The 19,803-nt window shown below is 40.8% G+C and carries 13 protein-coding genes; all 13 read left to right on the top strand.

The genetic code is table 11. The features are described 5' to 3' along the window. Positions 1-7 precede the first annotated feature (7 nt). The 13 genes from AC04QZ_RS05625 to AC04QZ_RS05565 all read left to right on the top strand — a co-directional run bounded on the left by AC04QZ_RS05625 (position 8) and on the right by AC04QZ_RS05565 (position 19,698). Complete coding sequence (locus AC04QZ_RS05625) at positions 8-1,903, top strand: RagB/SusD family nutrient uptake outer membrane protein (RefSeq protein ID WP_478356922.1); 1,896 nt, start codon at positions 8-10, stop codon at positions 1,901-1,903. 17 nt (positions 1,904-1,920) lie between these two features. Then, a complete protein-coding gene (locus tag AC04QZ_RS05620; protein ID WP_478356921.1) occupies positions 1,921-3,372 on the top strand; it encodes an alpha-L-fucosidase in 1,452 nt (483 codons plus the stop codon). A 27-nt stretch (positions 3,373-3,399) separates the two neighbouring features. Then, positions 3,400-3,774, top strand: a complete 375-nt coding sequence (locus AC04QZ_RS05615; RefSeq protein ID WP_478356920.1) for a hypothetical protein — start codon at positions 3,400-3,402, stop codon at positions 3,772-3,774. Between the two features lie 422 nt (positions 3,775-4,196). Next, positions 4,197-5,639, top strand: coding sequence for an alpha-L-fucosidase (locus tag AC04QZ_RS05610; protein WP_478356919.1), 1,443 nt, complete (start codon positions 4,197-4,199; stop codon positions 5,637-5,639). Positions 5,640-5,811: 172 nt separating this feature from the next. Further along, a complete protein-coding gene (locus AC04QZ_RS05605) occupies positions 5,812-8,763 on the top strand; it encodes a polysaccharide lyase family 8 super-sandwich domain-containing protein (RefSeq protein WP_478356918.1) in 2,952 nt (983 codons plus the stop codon). 42 nt (positions 8,764-8,805) lie between these two features. Further along, positions 8,806-10,005, top strand: a complete 1,200-nt coding sequence (locus AC04QZ_RS05600) for a glycoside hydrolase family 88 protein (RefSeq protein WP_478356917.1) — start codon at positions 8,806-8,808, stop codon at positions 10,003-10,005. Positions 10,006-10,046: 41 nt separating this feature from the next. Further along, positions 10,047-11,117, top strand: coding sequence for a polysaccharide lyase family 20 protein (locus tag AC04QZ_RS05595; protein WP_478356916.1), 1,071 nt, complete (start codon positions 10,047-10,049; stop codon positions 11,115-11,117). A 205-nt stretch (positions 11,118-11,322) separates the two neighbouring features. Then, positions 11,323-12,174, top strand: coding sequence for a DUF1961 family protein (locus AC04QZ_RS05590; RefSeq protein WP_478356915.1), 852 nt, complete (start codon positions 11,323-11,325; stop codon positions 12,172-12,174). Between the two features lie 69 nt (positions 12,175-12,243). Continuing rightward, positions 12,244-12,936: a DUF6250 domain-containing protein gene (locus AC04QZ_RS05585; protein ID WP_478356913.1), complete on the top strand. Its 693-nt coding sequence runs from the start codon at positions 12,244-12,246 to the stop codon at positions 12,934-12,936. 241 nt (positions 12,937-13,177) lie between these two features. Further along, positions 13,178-15,901, top strand: coding sequence for a DUF4962 domain-containing protein (locus tag AC04QZ_RS05580; RefSeq protein ID WP_478356912.1), 2,724 nt, complete (start codon positions 13,178-13,180; stop codon positions 15,899-15,901). Between the two features lie 37 nt (positions 15,902-15,938). Next, complete coding sequence (locus AC04QZ_RS05575) at positions 15,939-16,751, top strand: SMP-30/gluconolactonase/LRE family protein (protein ID WP_478356911.1); 813 nt, start codon at positions 15,939-15,941, stop codon at positions 16,749-16,751. Positions 16,752-16,826: 75 nt separating this feature from the next. Then, positions 16,827-18,344: a glycosyl hydrolase family 79 C-terminal domain-containing protein gene (locus AC04QZ_RS05570; protein WP_478356910.1), complete on the top strand. Its 1,518-nt coding sequence runs from the start codon at positions 16,827-16,829 to the stop codon at positions 18,342-18,344. A gap of 28 nt (positions 18,345-18,372) precedes the next feature. Further along, positions 18,373-19,698: a sulfatase-like hydrolase/transferase gene (locus tag AC04QZ_RS05565; RefSeq protein ID WP_478356909.1), complete on the top strand. Its 1,326-nt coding sequence runs from the start codon at positions 18,373-18,375 to the stop codon at positions 19,696-19,698. Positions 19,699-19,803 lie beyond the last annotated feature (105 nt).

Here is a 19,803-nt window from a genome sequence, read left to right as displayed (position 1 = left end):
AAGAGAGATGAAAAGCAATATGAAATTTAACAATAAAATATTATTGGCAGGCTTAATTTTTGGTGCCACCGCAATTGTTTCGTGTAAAAAGGCGGTAGAAACAGAACCTTATTCATTCTTTACTTCTGACAATTTCTTTTCAAACGAAACAGAGGCCTATTCAGCAACTTTGGGTGTGTACGATATCATGTCTGATCGCAGTACCTATGGCTTCAACATCCCTTTGGTTTATGATAACGATACGGATATAGGCCAAACCGAAGGATCTAATTTAGCCGACGATTATCGGGTAATTCCACACTATAACGGTACACCGGAACGTGCAGCCTTTCTGGATACATGGACGGCCTTTTACAAAGGTATTGACCGGGCAAATGTGGTATTAGCCCGCATCCCGCAAATGGGGATTTACAGTAGCGGTACACAGGCCCAAAAAGATGCTTTAAATAGGAATATGGCTGAAGCCAAATTTTTGAGGGCATTCTACTATTCAGAACTGGTACACTATTGGGGCGACGTGCCTTTTAAAACCACACCTTCACAAACAGGTGATGATTTTAAACTGCCAGTTACCGATCGTTACGAAATTTACAAATTCATCCTTAAAGAAATGCAGGAAGCAGCAGATGCTTTACCAACTGCATTACCGACCGATGAGCGCATTAACAAATGGGCTGCAAAAGCAATGTTAGCCAGGGTAGCCCTCTATGCCGGTGGTTATTCGCTAAGCCGTACCAGCAAACAAATGGAGCGCCCGGCAAATTACAAGGAATATTATACTCTAGCCAAGCAGCAGATTGATGATGTAATTGCACAAAACCAGTATAAGCTTAACCCCAGCTACTCGCAGGTTTTCAAAAACCAGTGTCAGGGTGTTTTAGAACCGACAGAAAATATTTTTCAGATCGCTTTTTTTAATTCAGACAATAATACCACTTCAGGTAATGCCTTAGGTGTAATTTATGGAACTCCGGTTACTGCTTTGGGCGTTTATTTTTCCACAAATGGCAGGACCCTGGCGGTTAGGCCTTTTTACGATAGCTTTGCTACCGGCGATGCCAGAAGGGATTTTTCTATTGCCAACTACACCATTGATGCCTTGGGAAATAAACAACCTCAGACTTTAGCAAGAGCAGATGAATCATGGAGGGCTGCTAAATGGAGCAGGGAATACCAAAAGCAAGAATTAATTGAAAGAGGGGGAACACGGATTAATTATGTAGTGATGCGTTATGCTGATTTATTATTAATGCGTGCAGAAGTAGAAAATGAACTAAACAACGGTCCGAATACGCTTGCTTATGAAGCCATCAACCAGGTAAGAAGACGTGCCTATGGGATTGACGTACCTGGAAGTGGAATTTCGGTAAGCCTAACCGCACCAGGCACTGGCTACACGACTTTCTCATCTATAAAATTTCAAATTACTGGTGGTGGCGGGAGCGATGCTGCCGTTGGAGCTGTTAGCGTTAATGCAACAAAAGGCGTAGCAACCATTGCCATGATGAATGCCGGAACAGGCTATACCTCTGTACCTACGGTGAGCATCGTACCTACCGATGGAAAAGGCAGTGGAGCCACCGCTGTAGCCACATTATTACCTAAACCTACAACCACCAATGCCGATCTGCAGTCAGGTTTAAGCAAAGATGCCTTTTTTAAAGCTGTGCAGCAGGAACGTGCCTGGGAGTTAAGTTACGAAGGTTTAAGAAGAGCTGATTTAATCCGTTGGAATGCTTTAAAACAATCCATTGATGATACCAACACAAAAGTAAAAGCCATTAGGTCTAATTACAATTATCCTGCCCCTGCAAATTTTATAACCGGAAAACATGAGCTATTTCCTATTCCATTAAGTGAAATTGATGTGAATAAAAATATCAAGCAAAATCCTGGTTACTAATTAATTATAGAAAAAAAATGTTTAAAAAACTTGTAGTATTAATACTTGCCCTAACACCTGCTTTAGCCATTGCCCAGCAAGAAGACATTTACGATCCATCTAAAGAATATGAATACCCGAGCGATCCACTGGTGAAAGCCAAGCTGGAGAAATGGCAGGATCAGAAATTTGGAGTGATGTTACACTGGGGGGTATATACGCAGGCCGGTATTCCCGAATCCTGGGTAATATGTGGTGAACCATGGCCTAAACGCGATACCACTTTAAACTATGAGGATTATAAAAAATGGTACTGGGGCCTGGCTAAGGATTTTAATCCGACCAAATTTAATCCAGAGAAATGGGCCGAAAGCTCTAAAAATGCCGGAATAAAATATGTGGTTTTTACAACTAAACATCACGATGGTTTCAGCATGTTCGATACCAAACAAAGCGATTATAAAATCACTAATGGACCTTTCAAAGGCAATCCGAAAGCAGATGTACTGAAATATATTTTTGATGCTTACCGCAAAGAGGGGATGATGATTGGTGCCTATTTTTCTAAGCCAGACTGGCACTCACAGGATTTCTGGTGGGATCGTTTTCCTACGCCAACACGTAATATTAATTATGATTTAACCAAATATCCCGATAGGTGGAAAAGATTTAAAGATTTTACCTATAACCAGATTGGCGAAATTTTAGGCAATTATGGCAAGGTAGATGTGTTATGGCTCGATGGCGGTTGGATCCGTCCGGCATTAAAAAGTGAACTGGAACGTAAAGAATGGGGCCTGAACGAAAGAGGCAGGTCAAACTATCCTAACTTTAACCAGGAGGTGGATATGCCGCGCATTGCCAAAATGGCCAGAGAAAAACAACCGGGCATATTAGTGGTAGACAGAACGGTACATGGTCCTTACGAAAATTACCGCACGCCGGAACAACAGATCCCCAAAGAACAAATGAATACGCCCTGGGAAACCTGCGTAACCTTAACCAAAAGCTGGAGTTACCGTAAATCTGCTGAAGAACAAGTAAAATCTTCTGCCTGGGTCATCCATACTTTGGCCGAAATTGTAGCCAAAGGGGGCAACTTGCTGTTAAGCTGGGGCCCAACGCCCGAAGGCGAATTTCCGAAAGAAGTGGAAGCGCCCTTGAAAGAAGTGGGCGCCTGGATGAAAGCCAATGGCGAAGCCATTTACACGACCCGAATTACCGGTAACTATCATGATGGACTAACCTGGTTTACCCGCTCAAAAGATAACAAAACGAAATATGCAATCTGCTGCATTAAAGAAGGAGAGACAATTCCGGCCACACTAAAATGGAAAGGCAATGCGCCCGCAAAAGGTGGTCAAATCAGATTGCTTTCAACCGGTAAAAATGTAGACTGGAAAATGGAGGGAGAAGAAGTTGTGGTATCGCTGCCTAAAGATTTATCAGGTAAAAAAACACAGGCTTTAGCTTTTGCTATAATTAATTGATTGATAAACAGAATAAAAAACTAAAAAATGAAGAAACTATTTTACACATTAATTTTTGTCGTAATTGGATTTACGGCAAGCTATGCACAAACTGCATCTGGTAAATATGATAAAGTTGTAGCAGCTGAAGTGGCTAAATTAGATGCGATAGTTAAAATAACAGAAGACCAAAAGCCTAAATTAGCAGCACTGGAGCTCGATCGCCAGACACGCAGAGGCGAAATGAAAGCATTAGGCGAAAATGCTACTGATGAACAAAAAGCAAGCATGAAACAATGGTATAAAGATTACGAAGCTAAGGTTGCGGCGATACTTACGCCAGAACAATTTAAAACGTACAAAGAAGCAAAAGCAAAGGAAAAAGCTGAAGCTGAAGCTAAAAAAGCGTCTGCAAAGCAATAAAATTTTAACACCGAGACAAGCCACAATAACATATTTAGAATTAATAAGCTACGATAAGTTAATTGTATTTAATGCAGGGATTTTATTTTCCCTGCATTTTTTGTTTAATCAGTTAATGGGAAAAATCATGAATTTTACCCACAGAAAAACCGAATTATAAAATCAGACCAGGCATTAATTAAGTTTGCCTAACGTGTTTTGTGTTTCCGTGACAAAAATAATATCCAGAACCTGTAAACTAAACAGCTTGCTCATCTCTGATGAAAAAAATCATCCTGTTAATTCCCAAATTGCCCTCAATTGGTTATATAACGGGGTATTTCATCAAAATTGAAAGCATTTAAAACATCATTAAAACTGCTCCCGGCAATAAGCAGCTATATTCGTTTATCAAACTAACCAATAGCAATAAACAAATTGTAATGAAAAAATCATCCCTGATCCTCTTTATCTTATTCATCGCTACCCAAACCATTTTTGCACAAAGCAACACCAAAGCGATCCCACAAGATACCAAAATGGAGTGGTGGCGTGATGCCCGTTTCGGAATGTTCATCCATTTCGGCGTATATGCGCAGTTTGGTGGCGTATACCGAGGTCATGAACAAATTGTAAAAAACGGAGAATGGTTGATGAACCGCATGAAAGTGCCGGTACAAGAATACAGAGATACAGCCAAACATTTTAATCCCGCAAAATACAATGCCGAAGCCTGGGTACAAATGGCCAAAAATGCGGGCATGAAATATATTGTCATTACGGCTAAACACCACGACGGCTTTGCTTTGTTTAACACCAAAGCAAGTGATTGGAATATTATTCAGGCATCACCTTATGGTAAAGATATAATAAAACCTTTGGCCGACGCTTGTAAAAAATATGGTTTAAAATTTGGTATTTACTATTCACAATCGCAGGATTGGGTAAACCCGGGGGCAGTAACCGGTCGTAGGGTAATGAAACAAGGCTGGTTAAACCCCGATAGTGCTAAAATTGACGCTTATACTTTAGCACATAAAGGCAGCTGGGATCCTGCGCAACAGACCAAAACATTTGATGATTATTTCAATAATGTTGCTTATCCACAGGTAAAAGAATTGCTTTCAAATTATGGTGATATTGCTGTTTTATGGTGGGATACGCCCGGCGGTTTATCTAATGAACAGGGTAAAAAAATGAACGATATGGTGAAAAGCCTGCAGCCCGGCATTATTACCAATGACAGATTGGGTGGAGGCTACTCAGGCGATTTTAAAACCCCCGAACAGAAAATTCCCAATCTGGCAGATCTGGATGGTAAAGATTGGGAAACCTGTATGACAATGAACCGCACCTGGGGTTACCGTACAGGCGACCACGAGTGGAAATCATCAAAAGAATTGATCCAGAAGCTGGCCGATATTGCCTCAAAAGGTGGTAACTTTTTATTAAACATTGGTCCAAAGCCCGATGGTACTTTTCCGCAAGAGAGCGTAGACCGTTTAAAAGAAATGGGCGAGTGGACTAAAAAATATGGTGTTGCTGTTTATGGTAGCCATGCTAACCCTGTAGGCGATGTAGATTGGGGCCGCATTACCGCCAAAGACGATAAAAAAGGTACTACACTTTATTTATCGGTATTTAACTGGCCAGGCAATGGCAAGCTTAAACTGGCTGGATTAACCAACAAGGCTTTAACGGCACAGGTTTTAGGCGATTTTGCTAAATTATCATTAACACAAAGCGAAGACGGCAGCCTGGAGATTAATGGTTTGCCTAAAAATGCACCCGATAAAATAGCCAGTGTTATTGCGGTAAAACTAGATGGTTTTGCTCAAAAGAAATTTACGCCGGCCGGTAAAATGAAATCAGGTTCGATAGATTGAGTTAGTTCATTGGTTCAATTGTTCATTGGTGAGGCAAGTAGCCTATTAAAACCATGACCAGACAGTAGCCGTTTGACTAAGTGCTACGAAGCAAGGAAACAAGTGTACAACTCAATCCCCTACAGCGCTTGGGGGGCACCCAAAAAATTAAAAGAAAAATTAAAAACATTAGATGAAAAAGATAACCACACTTGCAGTTTTGGCAATATTGCTCATTAATCAGGCTTTTGCACAGGAAAAAGTATTTGCCAATTATTTCGATATTGAGGTAAACAGTCCGAAAAATACAGAAGTCATCGGACGCATCCATTTAGAGCGAAACAAAGATGTGCTCAGCAAGCCCATTCCAAAAAGTTATCAGTTCGCCATTAGCAGCCAAAAAGATAATCTGTTCGCTATCAGTACCCGCTTCGATCCTGCCGGAAGAATTATGGGCATACTTAGCACCAAACAAAACCTCGATGGAAAGTTTTTGGGCAACCAGCAGCTGACTGTGGTTTTAAAAGACGGTGCTAAACAGCTTAATTCTTTTCCGGTGACGGTAAAAGTGGTTAAAGAAACCTTATGGCAAACCTTGTTTAACCGTTATAAAGATAAAACGCTAACTACGGCAAATGGAAGAATGTTCGGGCGAAAAAAACCAACAGATGCTGAAGTAGAAAAAACTATTGAAACTTTAGAGGCCACTAAGGGCGAATTTACCCAATATGGCTTTTACCATAAAAATCCTGCAGTTTATAAACCTGTAGGCAAAAGCATAGAATATGATTGGGAATCGGTTTCTAACAATATAGGAGGTTTGGGCTATGCCTACGCTACCTCAAAGAAATATGGTCCTGAAGGAAATCCTGCAGAGCGCGAAAAGTTAAAAAAAGCAATTTACCTTGCCCTGATGGCCTATACCGAAGCAGTGCCGGTAGAAGGAAAAGATGTAATTATTGATGGAAAACCAATTGGGAATTGCACGGGCGATGGATTTTCGAACTTAAAACTGCACAATCTTCTTGAAGAACAGGTAGTAACCCACCAATGGGTAATTTCTGATGCCCTGATTGCCCCGGTAGTGCATTTAATGCCTGAAATAATAGCCGAAATGAAGCAGGGTGATAAACAGGCCGAACGTGTATATTACGATTTGGTACGTTTTTACCAAACTGCCATGGCAGAAGTAGCGAACAGAAGGGCAGTAGACGACCCAACGGAGCGATGGGGGAAAATTACCGATACTTTACGGTCATCAGGTGCCTGGGCCGATGCCAATCTGGGCCACCGTAGCCGGATGATGCTGGCATTGCCCATTATGTGGGCAGATTATAACCGCCCAATGACCTATGTGCAATACTGGTATAGCGATTATTATAAAAATCAACCTTTTAAAGGGATGAGCTTCTCGCCGGGATGGAGTCCGAATGGTGTAGTCGCTGATGTAGCCCATTGGATGACAAAGTATAAGGTGCCGGCACACCAATATATTCAATCGGGTTTTCAGCCTGATGGTACGGTATCACATCATATTGCCAATGCTACTGATGCAGCGATGGTTGCCTATGGTTTCGAATGGCTAACCGATGCTTTTGTAGGTTTTAACCAGTTTAAAAACACCGATTTTAAATTACCTAATAGCGCTTATCAGTTTCCGGCAGATCGATTGGAAAGGGTATACCCTAAAATAATTTATAAAAACAGGTTCGATTTTTTAATTAGCGGAAGATCTTATGGAGACGATATGAAAAAATTCGTTACCCAAACTTACCTCGAAGCCATTGAAGATTTGAAAACAGCTGAAAGTGAAAATACAAAAATCAGTAACCAACCTGCACTGGATGATCTTCACAATAAAATTAAAAGCAATACACACGAATATTCTGGTACCGATGCCTATTGGGTAAATGAGTTTTTAGTACATCGCCGTGGCGAGGCCGAAAAGCCTTTTTATGTGTCGCTAAAATTGAAATCGAAACGCACCGTAGGTGCCGAAGATTTTGGAAAAGTGCGTAAGGCCTGGTATGCAGGTTATGGGATTTTACCTTTAAAAATAAAGGGTGACGAATATTCAGAAAAAGTTTTGGCCAACATGGATTGGCACGCCTTACCAGGTTTAACCGAAGAATGGCGCACTGATGCCATTCCGGGTGGACATGCCCAGGCTTCTTTGCCCGGCATTAACGAGGTGGCAGGTGTTACAGCAAATGGAAAAGAAGGTGTTGGGATCTATCATCATTTAACCGGCGAAAAATACAGTTCGGCTACTGCTTTTAAAAGCTATTATTTTGTGGGCGATAAAATCATGGCCTTAGGCAATAACATTAAAAGATTGCGCCCGGGTCAGCAAAAAGATATTGTAACCACAGTAGATCAATCTTCATTGATCAATCCCTTAACCATTTTTCGTGATGGCAATAAAGAGGTCATCCAGCCTGGCGATGTCGTTAATCTGAAATATGATATCAACGGACCAATGTGGCTGCACAGCGGAGATAAGGGCTATATTATCTTCCCTGAAGGAAAAGAACAGTTAAACATTAAAACAGGTACAGCCATCAATATTACCGACCCAAGCATAGCCAGTAAAGTACCCAATTTTATCATATCCATTAACCATGGCTTAAATCCAGATGCTAGCAAAGGCTATTTCTATTGTTTAGTGCCCAATGTTACTGCCGATGAAATGAGCGCTGTATTAGAAAAGTACACCAAAGACATTGTTTATAAAAAAGATAACGATGCGCATGGCGTATACGTGGCAAGTGAAAAAACCTGGGAACTGGCCTTTTTTAAACCCGCAAGCATTAGCCTTGGTACTTTAACCGTAAAAGCCGAGTCGCCTGCTTTAATGATCCTGAAAGATCAAGGCGCCAAATGGAAACTGACGGTGAGCAATCCGGCTCCGGCTATTGATAAACAGCAGCTGGTATTTCATACTTCACAACAGTTAAAAGCAGGTAAATACGACTTTTCTTACGGCGGTATTTATCCACGCAAGGGCGAGTTTGTAACGGTTACCAATGAAGGAAACGGAAGTAAAATTGTAGCTGAACTTGCTGATAAAAGAGATGAAGCTTTTTATAATTATCAGGCCGAATTATATAACGGAGCACCGATAAGCATAGAAATTGATAAATAACATCTTACGGAGAAGTTTGATTTAATGCAGCAAATAGTAAAAATGAATACTAAAACATATTTAAAAAAAATAACAATTGGCGCAGTTGCCATGTTCGCGGCACTAAATGTTAGTGCCCAATTAAGCGACAAAAAAATTGCGTCGATATTTGCACTTGAAAAAGTGTATTTGACCAATGCTTTTAAAACGGTACAGCAAACCGGAAAATTGCCACGCTCTACCCAAAAAGGTTTTCAGCCCATTGGCGATTGGACAAGTGGTTTTTATCCTGGTAATTTGTGGTTAACCTATGCGTTTACAAAAGATCAAGACATCCTTAAAAAAGCTGAATATGCTACTGCGCTGGTTGAAAACAATAAATATTTTGATGGCGATCACGATATCGGTTTTATGATTTATTGCAGTTATGGCAACGGTTATCGCTTAACTAAAAATCCGAAATACAAGGCGGTAATTATCGAAGCATCCAAAACAGCAATTAAACGGTACAACTCAACAGTAAAATCGCTAATGTCATGGAATCCGGATCCAGCCAAAGATTGGAAATTCCCGGTAATTATTGATAACATGATGAACCTCGAACTGCTGTTAAAAGGCACCGAGTTTACCGGCGACAGTGTTTATTATCAGGTGGCCATCAACCACGCTAACACGACGATGAAGAACCAGTACCGGGCAGATTTTAGTTGCTCACATGTGGTAGATTACGATCCTCAAACCGGAAAAATGCGTAAACGCGACTGGAACAATGGCAATAGCGATCCTGCCACTGCATCGTGGAGCCGTGGGCAAAGCTGGGGATTATACGGCTTTGGCTTTATGTACCAGTTAACCGGTAAAAAAGAGTATTTAAACCAAGCCGATGGTATTGCGTCTTACATTTTGAATAACAAAAATATGCCAAAAGATATGGTGCCTTACTGGGATTACCGTGCGCCAAAATATCCAGCCATGCGCGATGCTTCGGCAGGTGCTTTACTGGCATCGGCTTTGATGAAATTAGCAGACGTATCACCAGAAAACGCAGAAAAATATTTTAAAGCGGGAGAAAAGATCTTGACCAATTTGGCCAGTCCGGCTTATTTAAATGAAAGCAAAAAAGGTATTTTTCTATTAAACCACGCTACCGGAAATTATTTAAAAAACTCTGAATTAGATGCAGGACTTATTTATGCCGATTATTATTTTTTAGAAGCCCTTTTGAAGTATCAGCAGCTAAAGAAAAAAATTGAAAATAAATAGAAGTAGACCTGCAGAAATTAAAATCAACATAACCAGAACATATGAACCTGTTAAAAAATGTTTCACTAACCTTGTGCGGTGCACTTTGTGTAATAAGTGGCTTTGCACAAACCAATAATACGGATGGTATTCGGAAAATAGATTGGAGATTAAGTGAACAAAAAAGTATTCCTACCCCAAATCAGATTTTGGACCATAAATTCATCCCCATTGGTGATAAAGAACCCAATGGCAGTATTACCGAAGATCGTAAAAACCTGCACAAAGGCAATGTTGTTTATAAATTTAGTTGTACCGGCGAGGCCAATAGGATCGAGTTATCCTCCACCTTTGGCACTAAGGAAAACCTAAAGGATTATTCAGATGATGACATCAAAGAATTGTCGGAAATTGGTGAAGCCTATATCAATTCGTTTCATGGCAATTACGGCGATGTTGTCGTATACGATTGGTATACCAGATTTCCTGAAGCAGAAGCGAAGGATAAGGGGGGGATTATCGCCCAAATCCATGGTCGTCCGGACAGAACATTATTGGTAAACCCGAAAGGTGAGCAAATTAAGGTGAGTATCAAAGAAATGAGGACGATGTTAGATACCATGTATTTTGATTTGCACATCGGAAAAAGTAAAGCCACAAAAAAGCCAAACGGATGGCGGGTTGATGCCGCTGCAGGAGGTCCGATTACCGAAATGAGCTATCGTCCGCCATATTTATATTTAATGGCCAGAGGCAGTGCAGAGCGTGTATCAGACAGCGAAACCAGAACAAGGCCATATCCTGGCAAGGTAGCGGTAGGAAAAGAGATTGGCGAGAAGGGTAAAACTGGTTTTTTGGCCTTTTCTGAACCGACCAGTTCGGTGCCCATTAATCAATGGGTCCATTTTAAAATGGAAATAAAATATAGTAAATACAGTAAAACAGCAGATCAGATTTTAGAAAAAGGATACATCAAAATGTGGATGGACGATAAAGTGCTTTGCGATATCAAAAACGTGAACATTGGCAAAAATGACGAGTTGGGGCCATACTTTAAATACGGCATTTACAAACCATTTAAAGGTGGTTTTACCGTAGAGCATTGTGGTTTTACAGAAACAATTAAGAAATAAACCGGATAGCGGTGGAGGGATATTGGTAATCAAAAAGATTTGGGCGTGCCCCAAGCTACGCAAGGGTCGGGCTATTCGCTGCAATCTTTTTGTTCGTGCCTCACCAAAAGGATTTCCATTACTATCCCTCACGCAAGCAAAACGCCAAAAAAAAGCATTGTTCCATCGGTGGGATCTCCATCCGCCGAAACAAAATATCATTTAAATGAAAAAGATACTGCTTATTGCCAGCTTTATTATTCCATCACTTTCTTTTGCGCAAAGTTCGAAAGAAAAAACTTTGCGCTGCAGTTACACTTTTAGCAACAAAGCAGAATTAAAAGACTGGGTTACAGAAGGCGAAGGCAAGGGATACATCAGGGACGGAAAACTAATCCTTGAACCTACTTATTTTCCTATGCTTAAAAAATTAATGGATGAAGGTAAAATCTCAAAAAAGAATGATGCAAAGGAATACCAGCAGGTTGTAGAAAATGCCATGAAGCAGCAGTATGGTGATGAAATTTCACGCTATTATGCTACCGTTAATGAGAAAGAAGGTACTGCCGGCAACCAGCCTCAGTTTTTAGGAGGAAGTTTTAATTTCTGGAATAAAAAATTCCCAACCGGTAAAAACTTTTCAATTGAATTCGATTTTAAAGCTTTGTACCCGGTACCATTACATATGGTTGTTTTTTCTACTTTAGGTACAAACGGGAAAAGCATTTTCGATAAAACATTTCCCCGCCGGTATGGATTGTCTACCGAAATGATGGCCGGACAAATGAATAATTATCGTTTGTCTTTTTTCGAGCCTAACCGCAAAACGGCGAACCTCCGCAAAGCCCCAGGCCGCAAACTATTGTACGAGGGAGAAGATGTGATCTCTAAAAACCCAGATAAAACTTATCACTGCGAAATAAAAAAAACAGGCGGAGAAATCAGCTATATCGTTGATGGAAAAATTGTTTTTACCTACACAGATCATGAACCATTGGGAGGTGGAGTCTGGGGATTCAGGTTAATGCCTTGTGCCATTGCCGAATACGATAATATAAAGGTTTACGATCTTCCATAATGAATGATCGTTGGGCTGACAATGCCTGAAACATTTTGAACACAGATAATACCGATTTTAGAAATGCAAATGATAAAAAAAATACACCTCATCATACTGTCCTTGTCATTGGCTGCTTCAACTACTGTTAATGCCCAGGTGAAAAAGAAACTCATCTTCCAGTCAGATTTTTCTAAACCATTAGATTGTAACACCTGGATTGCTGAAATAGATAATATTCCGGGCCACACCTCTACGGTTTACACTTACAAAAATGCGATGGTTTTAGATACCTGGGGAGGCGTAACGGTTTGGCTAAATAAAAAACTAAGTGGTAACCTGCAAATAGAGTATGATCGGGTAGTGCGTATGGGTAAGGGTTGTAACGACCGCGTGAGCGATCTGAACCAATTTTGGATGGCCACCGATCCTAAAAATGATACCCTATTTACCCGCCGTGGCAAATTTGACGAATATGACAACCTCTCTTTATATTATGTGGGGATGGGTGGATGGAACAATACCACAACCCGTTTCAGGAAATACCTGGCTGGCTCAAAACCGGTTATAAAAGAATATACTGATCTGGAACACTTGCTGGAGGCCGAAAAAGTGTATCACATTAAAACGGTTGTAAAAAACGGCACTTCGAGCTTTTGGGTAAATGGCGAGTTATTTTTTAATTATACGGATCCGGCGCCACTCACATCAGGATATTTTGGTTTCAGGAGTTTGCAATCCAGACAAGAAATCAGGAATTTGAAAATTTATGCAATTGATTAGCAAGCTCCCTGTTATTGAAGACTGAAACACCCAAAAAATCTCGTAAAATTTGTCGGCGTATCAAAGTGAAATGACCAAACATCTTCCAACAGGTCTGCTATTGCCATATTTCATCAAACTTAAAACTAGTTTAAACATATCCTAAACATTCCCGAAATCCATCTGCCTAAATTGCATTACAATTAACCATATCCCACAAGCAATGTTAAAATCATATCATCGCTCTGCGCAAAAAGTAACAATGAAATTTGCCTTATTAATGGCGTTATTTTTATCGGTGCAAACTGCTTTTGCACAAAATGGCGTAGCACAACTTTTTAAAGGTTTCTACCAATTTGCCGATGCCTACAAAGTAAAAAAGAATGAAACCGGTACTGGCACTGGTGTTAAAACATTAGGCCTGAATGCAATTCGGCAACAAGGCAACAGGGAATTTCCGTATCCTACAAAAGGACATACCTTAATTGCCAATCCGCCGATATTTACCTGGCCAATGGGCGATTATGAGCAGTACAAGGTTTTTCCCCCTCCGCCAAGCGAGAAAAAACTGGATGAATATCTGCGCTACGATTTTCAATTGGGGCAAAGCAAAAATTTATCTGGCAAAGAAACCATTACTGCAAATGGCTTGCGGATGCCATTTTACAATAACCACAAAGCGCTGGCACCCGGAACCTGGTATTGGCGTTATCGTGTAGCGGGTAAACAATGGTCGCCAGTTTATGAAATTGATATTTTGCCCGGCGTACCAAAATTCGAATCGCCGAAAGAAGATGCCGCCATGCAAATGATTCCTGCACAACATCCACGTATTTTCAAGCCTTTAAACCTCAAAAACCCAACTGCCGACCAACGCCAGCTGATGGCACAATACATCAGCAAAGCTGATGCAACTTTGGCTAAAAACATTGCCTCATATAAGGTAAAGGGAGAGGAAATTCCGGCCACGGCTAAACCTGAAGAAAAAGAACAGATTTTAAGATTCCGTTTACGTTATGAAGTGGAAGGCATATGCGCCGATATCCAAAATTTGTTGATGGCTTATGAGGTTACGCACAGTGATAAATATTTAAATCATGCACTGTTATTTGCAAAACATATTGTTTCTTTAAATGGTGTAGAAATGTATGAAATGGCCGATTTCTCTGCTTCAATGTCGATGGCTACGCTGGCCATGGCATATGATATCGCCAATGACAAAATTCCGGCAGGTGATAAAAAACAATATGAAAATTTTATCACCCCTGTGGCCAAATTAATAATAGGTGAGGCTTTGCGGGAAAATATCGGCGCTGCCGATGGCCTGGTCGCTGAACATTTTTTTCAGCACATCTTTCACGATGTGTTTATTACGGCTATGGTGATGAAAAATCATCTGCCCGAAGCCGATGTTTGGTTCAATATGTTGTACAATATCGGCCTTTCGCGATCACCTGGTGGCGGATTTCTGGCCGATGGTGTTTGGGCTAACGGCAATATGGGCTATATGCATGTGAATATGGAATCGATGGTGGGCAGTTTTTTATTGTACAAAGATTTGTTCAAGGTAAATACTTTCAGCCATCCTTATTATGTAAATTGTGCCAACGCTTTGGCTTATACTGTTCCCATTAAATCTGCCGGAGATGGTTTTGCAGATGGAAGTGAAGAATGGGCTCAGCTGAACAGGTTACGAACCGGATTTGCCTATATCCTGGGGCAGGAGCAAAACAATGCCTTTGCCATTAATTATGCCTATAAAATTTCCAACCAGTCCTTAGATAGTGTTTATCAGTTTAAGAATACCGATTTTTCAGCATACCGCCTGCAACATCAGCCTAAAAAAATAGTGCCCTTAAACTGGAAAGATATTCCACAGTCGGCAATTTTTCCGCAAAGTGGTATCGCCGTTATGAATACCGATGTACTCAATGCCAAAAAGAATTTGTTCCTGTCGTTTTATAGTTCACCCTTCGGTGTGGGTTCGCATGGTATGGCCGAGCAAAATAGCTTTAATATCGTTTACAAAGGCAAACCTTTGTTTTACCCGACAGGCTACCGCATCACCACGCAGGATAAACATTACCTGCTGGCACAAAAACATAGCCGCGCCCGCAACACCATTACCGTTGATGGCAAAACACAGGGTTATGCACAAAGTGATTATGGTTGGTTACCACGATATTTAGATGGTGAAAGCATAAGTTACGTAATGGGCGATGCGACTAACGCCTATAAAAAGATGGATTCGACAGCCCTGAACTGGATTACTGTACTCAAAAATGCCAATGCTTATACGGCTGAAAACGGCTTTATTATGAATGATGATGACGACCCTAAAGTAAGCAAATTCCGTAGGCACCTGGTGCTTTTACGTCCCAATATTGTAGTGGTTTATGATGACTTAGCAGCACAAAAACCAGTATCCTGGGCTTTCCAGCTCAATGGATTGCAACGGGCCAATATGTCGTTAAATCCTAAAGACCAATCTTTAATTGCCCATACCGATAACGGCGATGCATCAGTAAATGTTTTTGGCAGTCTGCCCATGGCAAAAAGTTTGATAGATAGCTCTTTTGTTAAACCTTTCGATTGGTTGAATCCCCAAAGAGGCAGGCCGGCTAAGAAATTTGAGAAGCAGCAATTTCAGTACAAGGTAGAAAACACCGGTAAAGCAAAGCAGATGCGCTTTTTAGCCGTGATTCAAATAGATGAAAGTAATACTTTATCGTTCAAAAACGTACAGCCAGATGCGAATGGAAATATTGTAATTGGCGATTATGTAATCAATGGGCAACTGAGCCCGGAGCAGGAAGCCAGGTTAGAGATCGAAAATAAGTCAACCGGCGAATATTTATTGTATGGCCCATCAAATGGTGCGACAAAAGCACAGGGACGCAAATTTTCGTTAAGCACCATATTGGTAAACAAAAATGGTTTTCAGGAATCAATAGATCGTTACCCTATGATGGTTGCAGATAAGTAACAGATATCAAACTTTGTCAAAAATGACCTGTAAAAATATGCTTCGCTCATTAGTGCTGATTTCCCTTAGCATTACAACTGTCAAAGCCCAGGAGCTTTCAAAACCTGTTTGGGAATGCAAGCCACTGCCCGTGCCAGAATCTGTACTCTATAGTGCAAAAGAGAAAAAGCTCTATGTAAGTCTGATTGATGGGGCAGGAAATGTTAAGGATGGTAAAGGCGGGGTAGCTATGCTCCATACCGACGGCACCATCATCAATGCGAAATGGGTAGAAAACTTAAACGCCCCCAAAGGCCTGGCCCGGTATCAAAACACACTTTTTGTGGCCGATTTAACCGCATTGGTAAGTATAGATATAACGAGCGGTAAAATCATTAATAAGTTAGAAATCGACAGTGCCGTTTTCCTTAATGACGTAACCGTAGATCAAAAAGGTACGGTATATGTTTCAGATACACGCACCAATAAAATCTATTGTGTAAAAAATGGGCGAGCTGAACTTTACCTGCAAAATGTACCAAATGCCAATGGCTTAAAATGGGTGAATTCAAACCTTTTTGTATTGGCCAATACCGAGCTATGGAAAATTGATAAACAAAAGAAAATAGTTGTTGTAGCCAAAGGTTTTGAAAAGGCAGGTGATGGTTTAGAACAGTTGAAAAACGGCGATTTTTTGGTTACCTGTTGGGCCGGACTAATTTACCACGTAAAAGCCAATGGTGAGATAAAAAAAATGCTGGATGTACAAGGTCAGATGAATACTGCCGATTTAGGTTATGATAAACAAACAGGTATGTTATATATTCCAACGTTTAACCACAACAGGGTGATGGCTTACCAGTTCCAGTAAAATTACCGATCGTATTTCGCTAAAAAATGTAATGACAATCCTGTAGAAAATCTTTAATCCCTGAAATGATCAGTTATGAACAGCATGATTAAACCTTCAAATGGTATCTTTTTGTATTTGGGTATCGTTCTAATTGCATTATCCGCTTGTCAAAAAAGCCCTGAATTAGCACCAGAAAAATTAGCTGGAGTACAGCAGTCTATACTTTCTACGCTGCCACCACCTCCTGTAGCCAATGGTCAGGCGGTATCAGTATCCATTAACCAGACACAGCCGGGTTTTACAATAGCTGATAATTTTGCCGGACTGAGTTACGAAACCAATTATATTGCCCGCGATCCCTCGTTTTTAAGAGCAGATAATGCTGTGCTTTTACAGATGATTCAGAACTTAGGGGCAAACGGAATAATACGTATAGGCGGAGGTTCAAGTGACGAAACCATATGGACAAGTGGCCCTCGCTATAGCAATACAGGTATCGATTCGCTCACTACAACCGATATAAATCAATTGGCCGCATTTGTCAGTGCTACCGGTGGATGGAAGCTCATATTTGGCTTAAATATGGGGCATTACAATCCTTCGCTTAATGCAAAAGAAGGAGTATATGTATCGAACGCATTAGGTGCAAACTTGTATGCATTACAATTTGGCAATGAACCGGCAAGTCTCAGTGAAAGTGGTCTTCGCCCCCCAGGTTATGATGTAAACGGTTATATGGCCGACTGGAGCGTTTACCGCGATTCGGTACGCAACCGTTTACCCCTTGCACCGCTGGCAGGGCCTGATGTAAGCAAGATGACCAATAGTATCTCTGTTTTTTCAAAACCATTTGCCGATAATCTCCATGCAGATATCAAATTACTTTCTGGCCATTACTATGGCAACGGTTATTCACCAGTTGTAGCAACCGATCCCGAATCAGTTTTTGATTCCATTACTTCTATAAAAACCTATAAAACCACGCCCGTACAATTGGGTAAAATCAATACACTTGCCACCTCATACAGCCTTCCTTATCGTATTACGGAATGTGGCAGCGTGTCTAAAGGTGGCGTAGCGGGTATTAGCGATGCTTTTGGTTCGGCATTATGGGCTTTGGATTTTATGTGGCAGGTTGCTGTCAATAATGGACGGGGAGTTGATTTTCACGGCAGCGCCACATCAAACTATACACCTATAGCAAGAACAAATGGAGCCATAGTACCGCGCCCAACTTATTATGCTATGCTCGCCTTTAAATATGGCGGAGGTAGTGGAAGCCAAATATTGCCAGCTACGCTAACTGCTAATGGCAAGTTGTGTACTGCATATGCCTGTACCAAAAACGGAAAAACTTATGTTACGATGGTGAACAGAGATCAATCTGATTTATCGTACACGGTAAACCTTAGCAACGCTGCAACACAAATGACACTCTATCGGCTTACAGCAGCTTCAATTGCTTCAAAAACAGGAATTACTTTTGGAGGCGCTACCGTTAGTACCAGTGGTACTTTTTCAGCTGGTGCCGGAGAACAATATGCCGTAGGCGCTAATACCACTGTAGTTAACGTACCAGCACGCACAGCAGTAGTAGTGGTATTTGAATAAAAACGAATAAGAAAAGATAAACTAAATAATGATAATAATTAAAATACTTAGAAAAACACTTGTAGCAGGTATTCTGTTGGTATGCTCATCTGCATATTCGCAGCAGAAACCCAATGTAATAATAGTCCTGACCGATGATATGGGCTATAGCGACATTTCATGTTATGGCAACCCATTAATCAACACACCATTTCTGGATGGTATGGCAAAAAAAGGGGTTTTAGCCACCAATTTTGTCACCACATCACCTACTTGTTCACCATCGCGTGCTTCGTTAATTACCGGAAGATATTGTACCCGTACCAATTTGGTTTGGCCGGTAGGGCCTGGTGAAGCGCCCGGACTAAAGGCAGGAGAAGTAACTATTGCTGAAATGCTGAAACCTGCAGGTTACAAAACGGCAGTAATCGGGAAATGGCATATGGGCGACCATGGTGAATATTTACCTAACCAACAAGGTTTTGATTTATTTTACGGCATGTTATACAGTCATGATTACCGTGCGCCCTATGTAAAAACAGATACCGTAATCAAAATTTTCAGAAACACACGACCAGAAATTTATAAACCTGAGGATACCACGTTAACAGGATTATATACCAAAGAAAGCATCAGGTTTGTTAACGAATCAGCCGCTCAAAAAAAACCGTTTTTTCTATACCTTACGTACAATATGCCGCATTTGCCGGTGGGTTTGGCAGCAAAAAAGAATGGTTTACATTCTGCCGGCGGTGCATTAGGTAACGTAATAGAAGATATGGATGAGTCGATGGCCAAACTTTGGCAAACGCTTGAAAAAAACGGACAGGCTAATCATACCATTTTCATTTTTACCAGCGATAACGGACCATGGCTAAATGCGCCGGAAAGAATGTTCGAAGATGGAATCACTCAGCCTTATCATATCGGCACTGCAGGTATCTTTAGAGGTTCAAAAGGTATTTCTTATGAAGCCGGACATCGTGTACCTTTTATCGTTTATTATAAAGGCCATACCTTGACAAACGCTGTGATCAGAACACCATTATCTAATATTGATATGCTGCCGACCATTGCCGATTGGACAGGTGCAAAATTGCCGACTTATACTTTAGATGGCGAATCGGTAAAAAACTTATTAAGCATTAAAAATTACAATAAGCCACATCAACCTATTTATTATGTAAACCGTGTTTTAGAAGGCGTTAAAGATGGCGAATGGAAATTAAGGATAACAGAAAAAGACGGCAAGAAACTGAATGAATTGTATAACCTTTCAGAAGATCCGGCAGAAAGGGTAAACCTATTTGATAAACCAGCCTACAAAGTGCAGCAAGCACACCTGATTAAATTGTTTGGTCAGTATCCGGGATAATTAATCGTGTTATAAAGCTTTGTAACAAATATGAAAGGGGCCGGTTGTTAAAGGTTTTAAACCTGTTTTTCAATCGGCAACTGGCCTTTTTCACCAAAACTGCAT

This window comes from Pedobacter folensis (assembly GCF_056490665.1).
The sequence above is the reverse complement of the archived record's forward strand: the minus strand, read 5'-3'. Positions and strand labels throughout refer to the sequence as shown.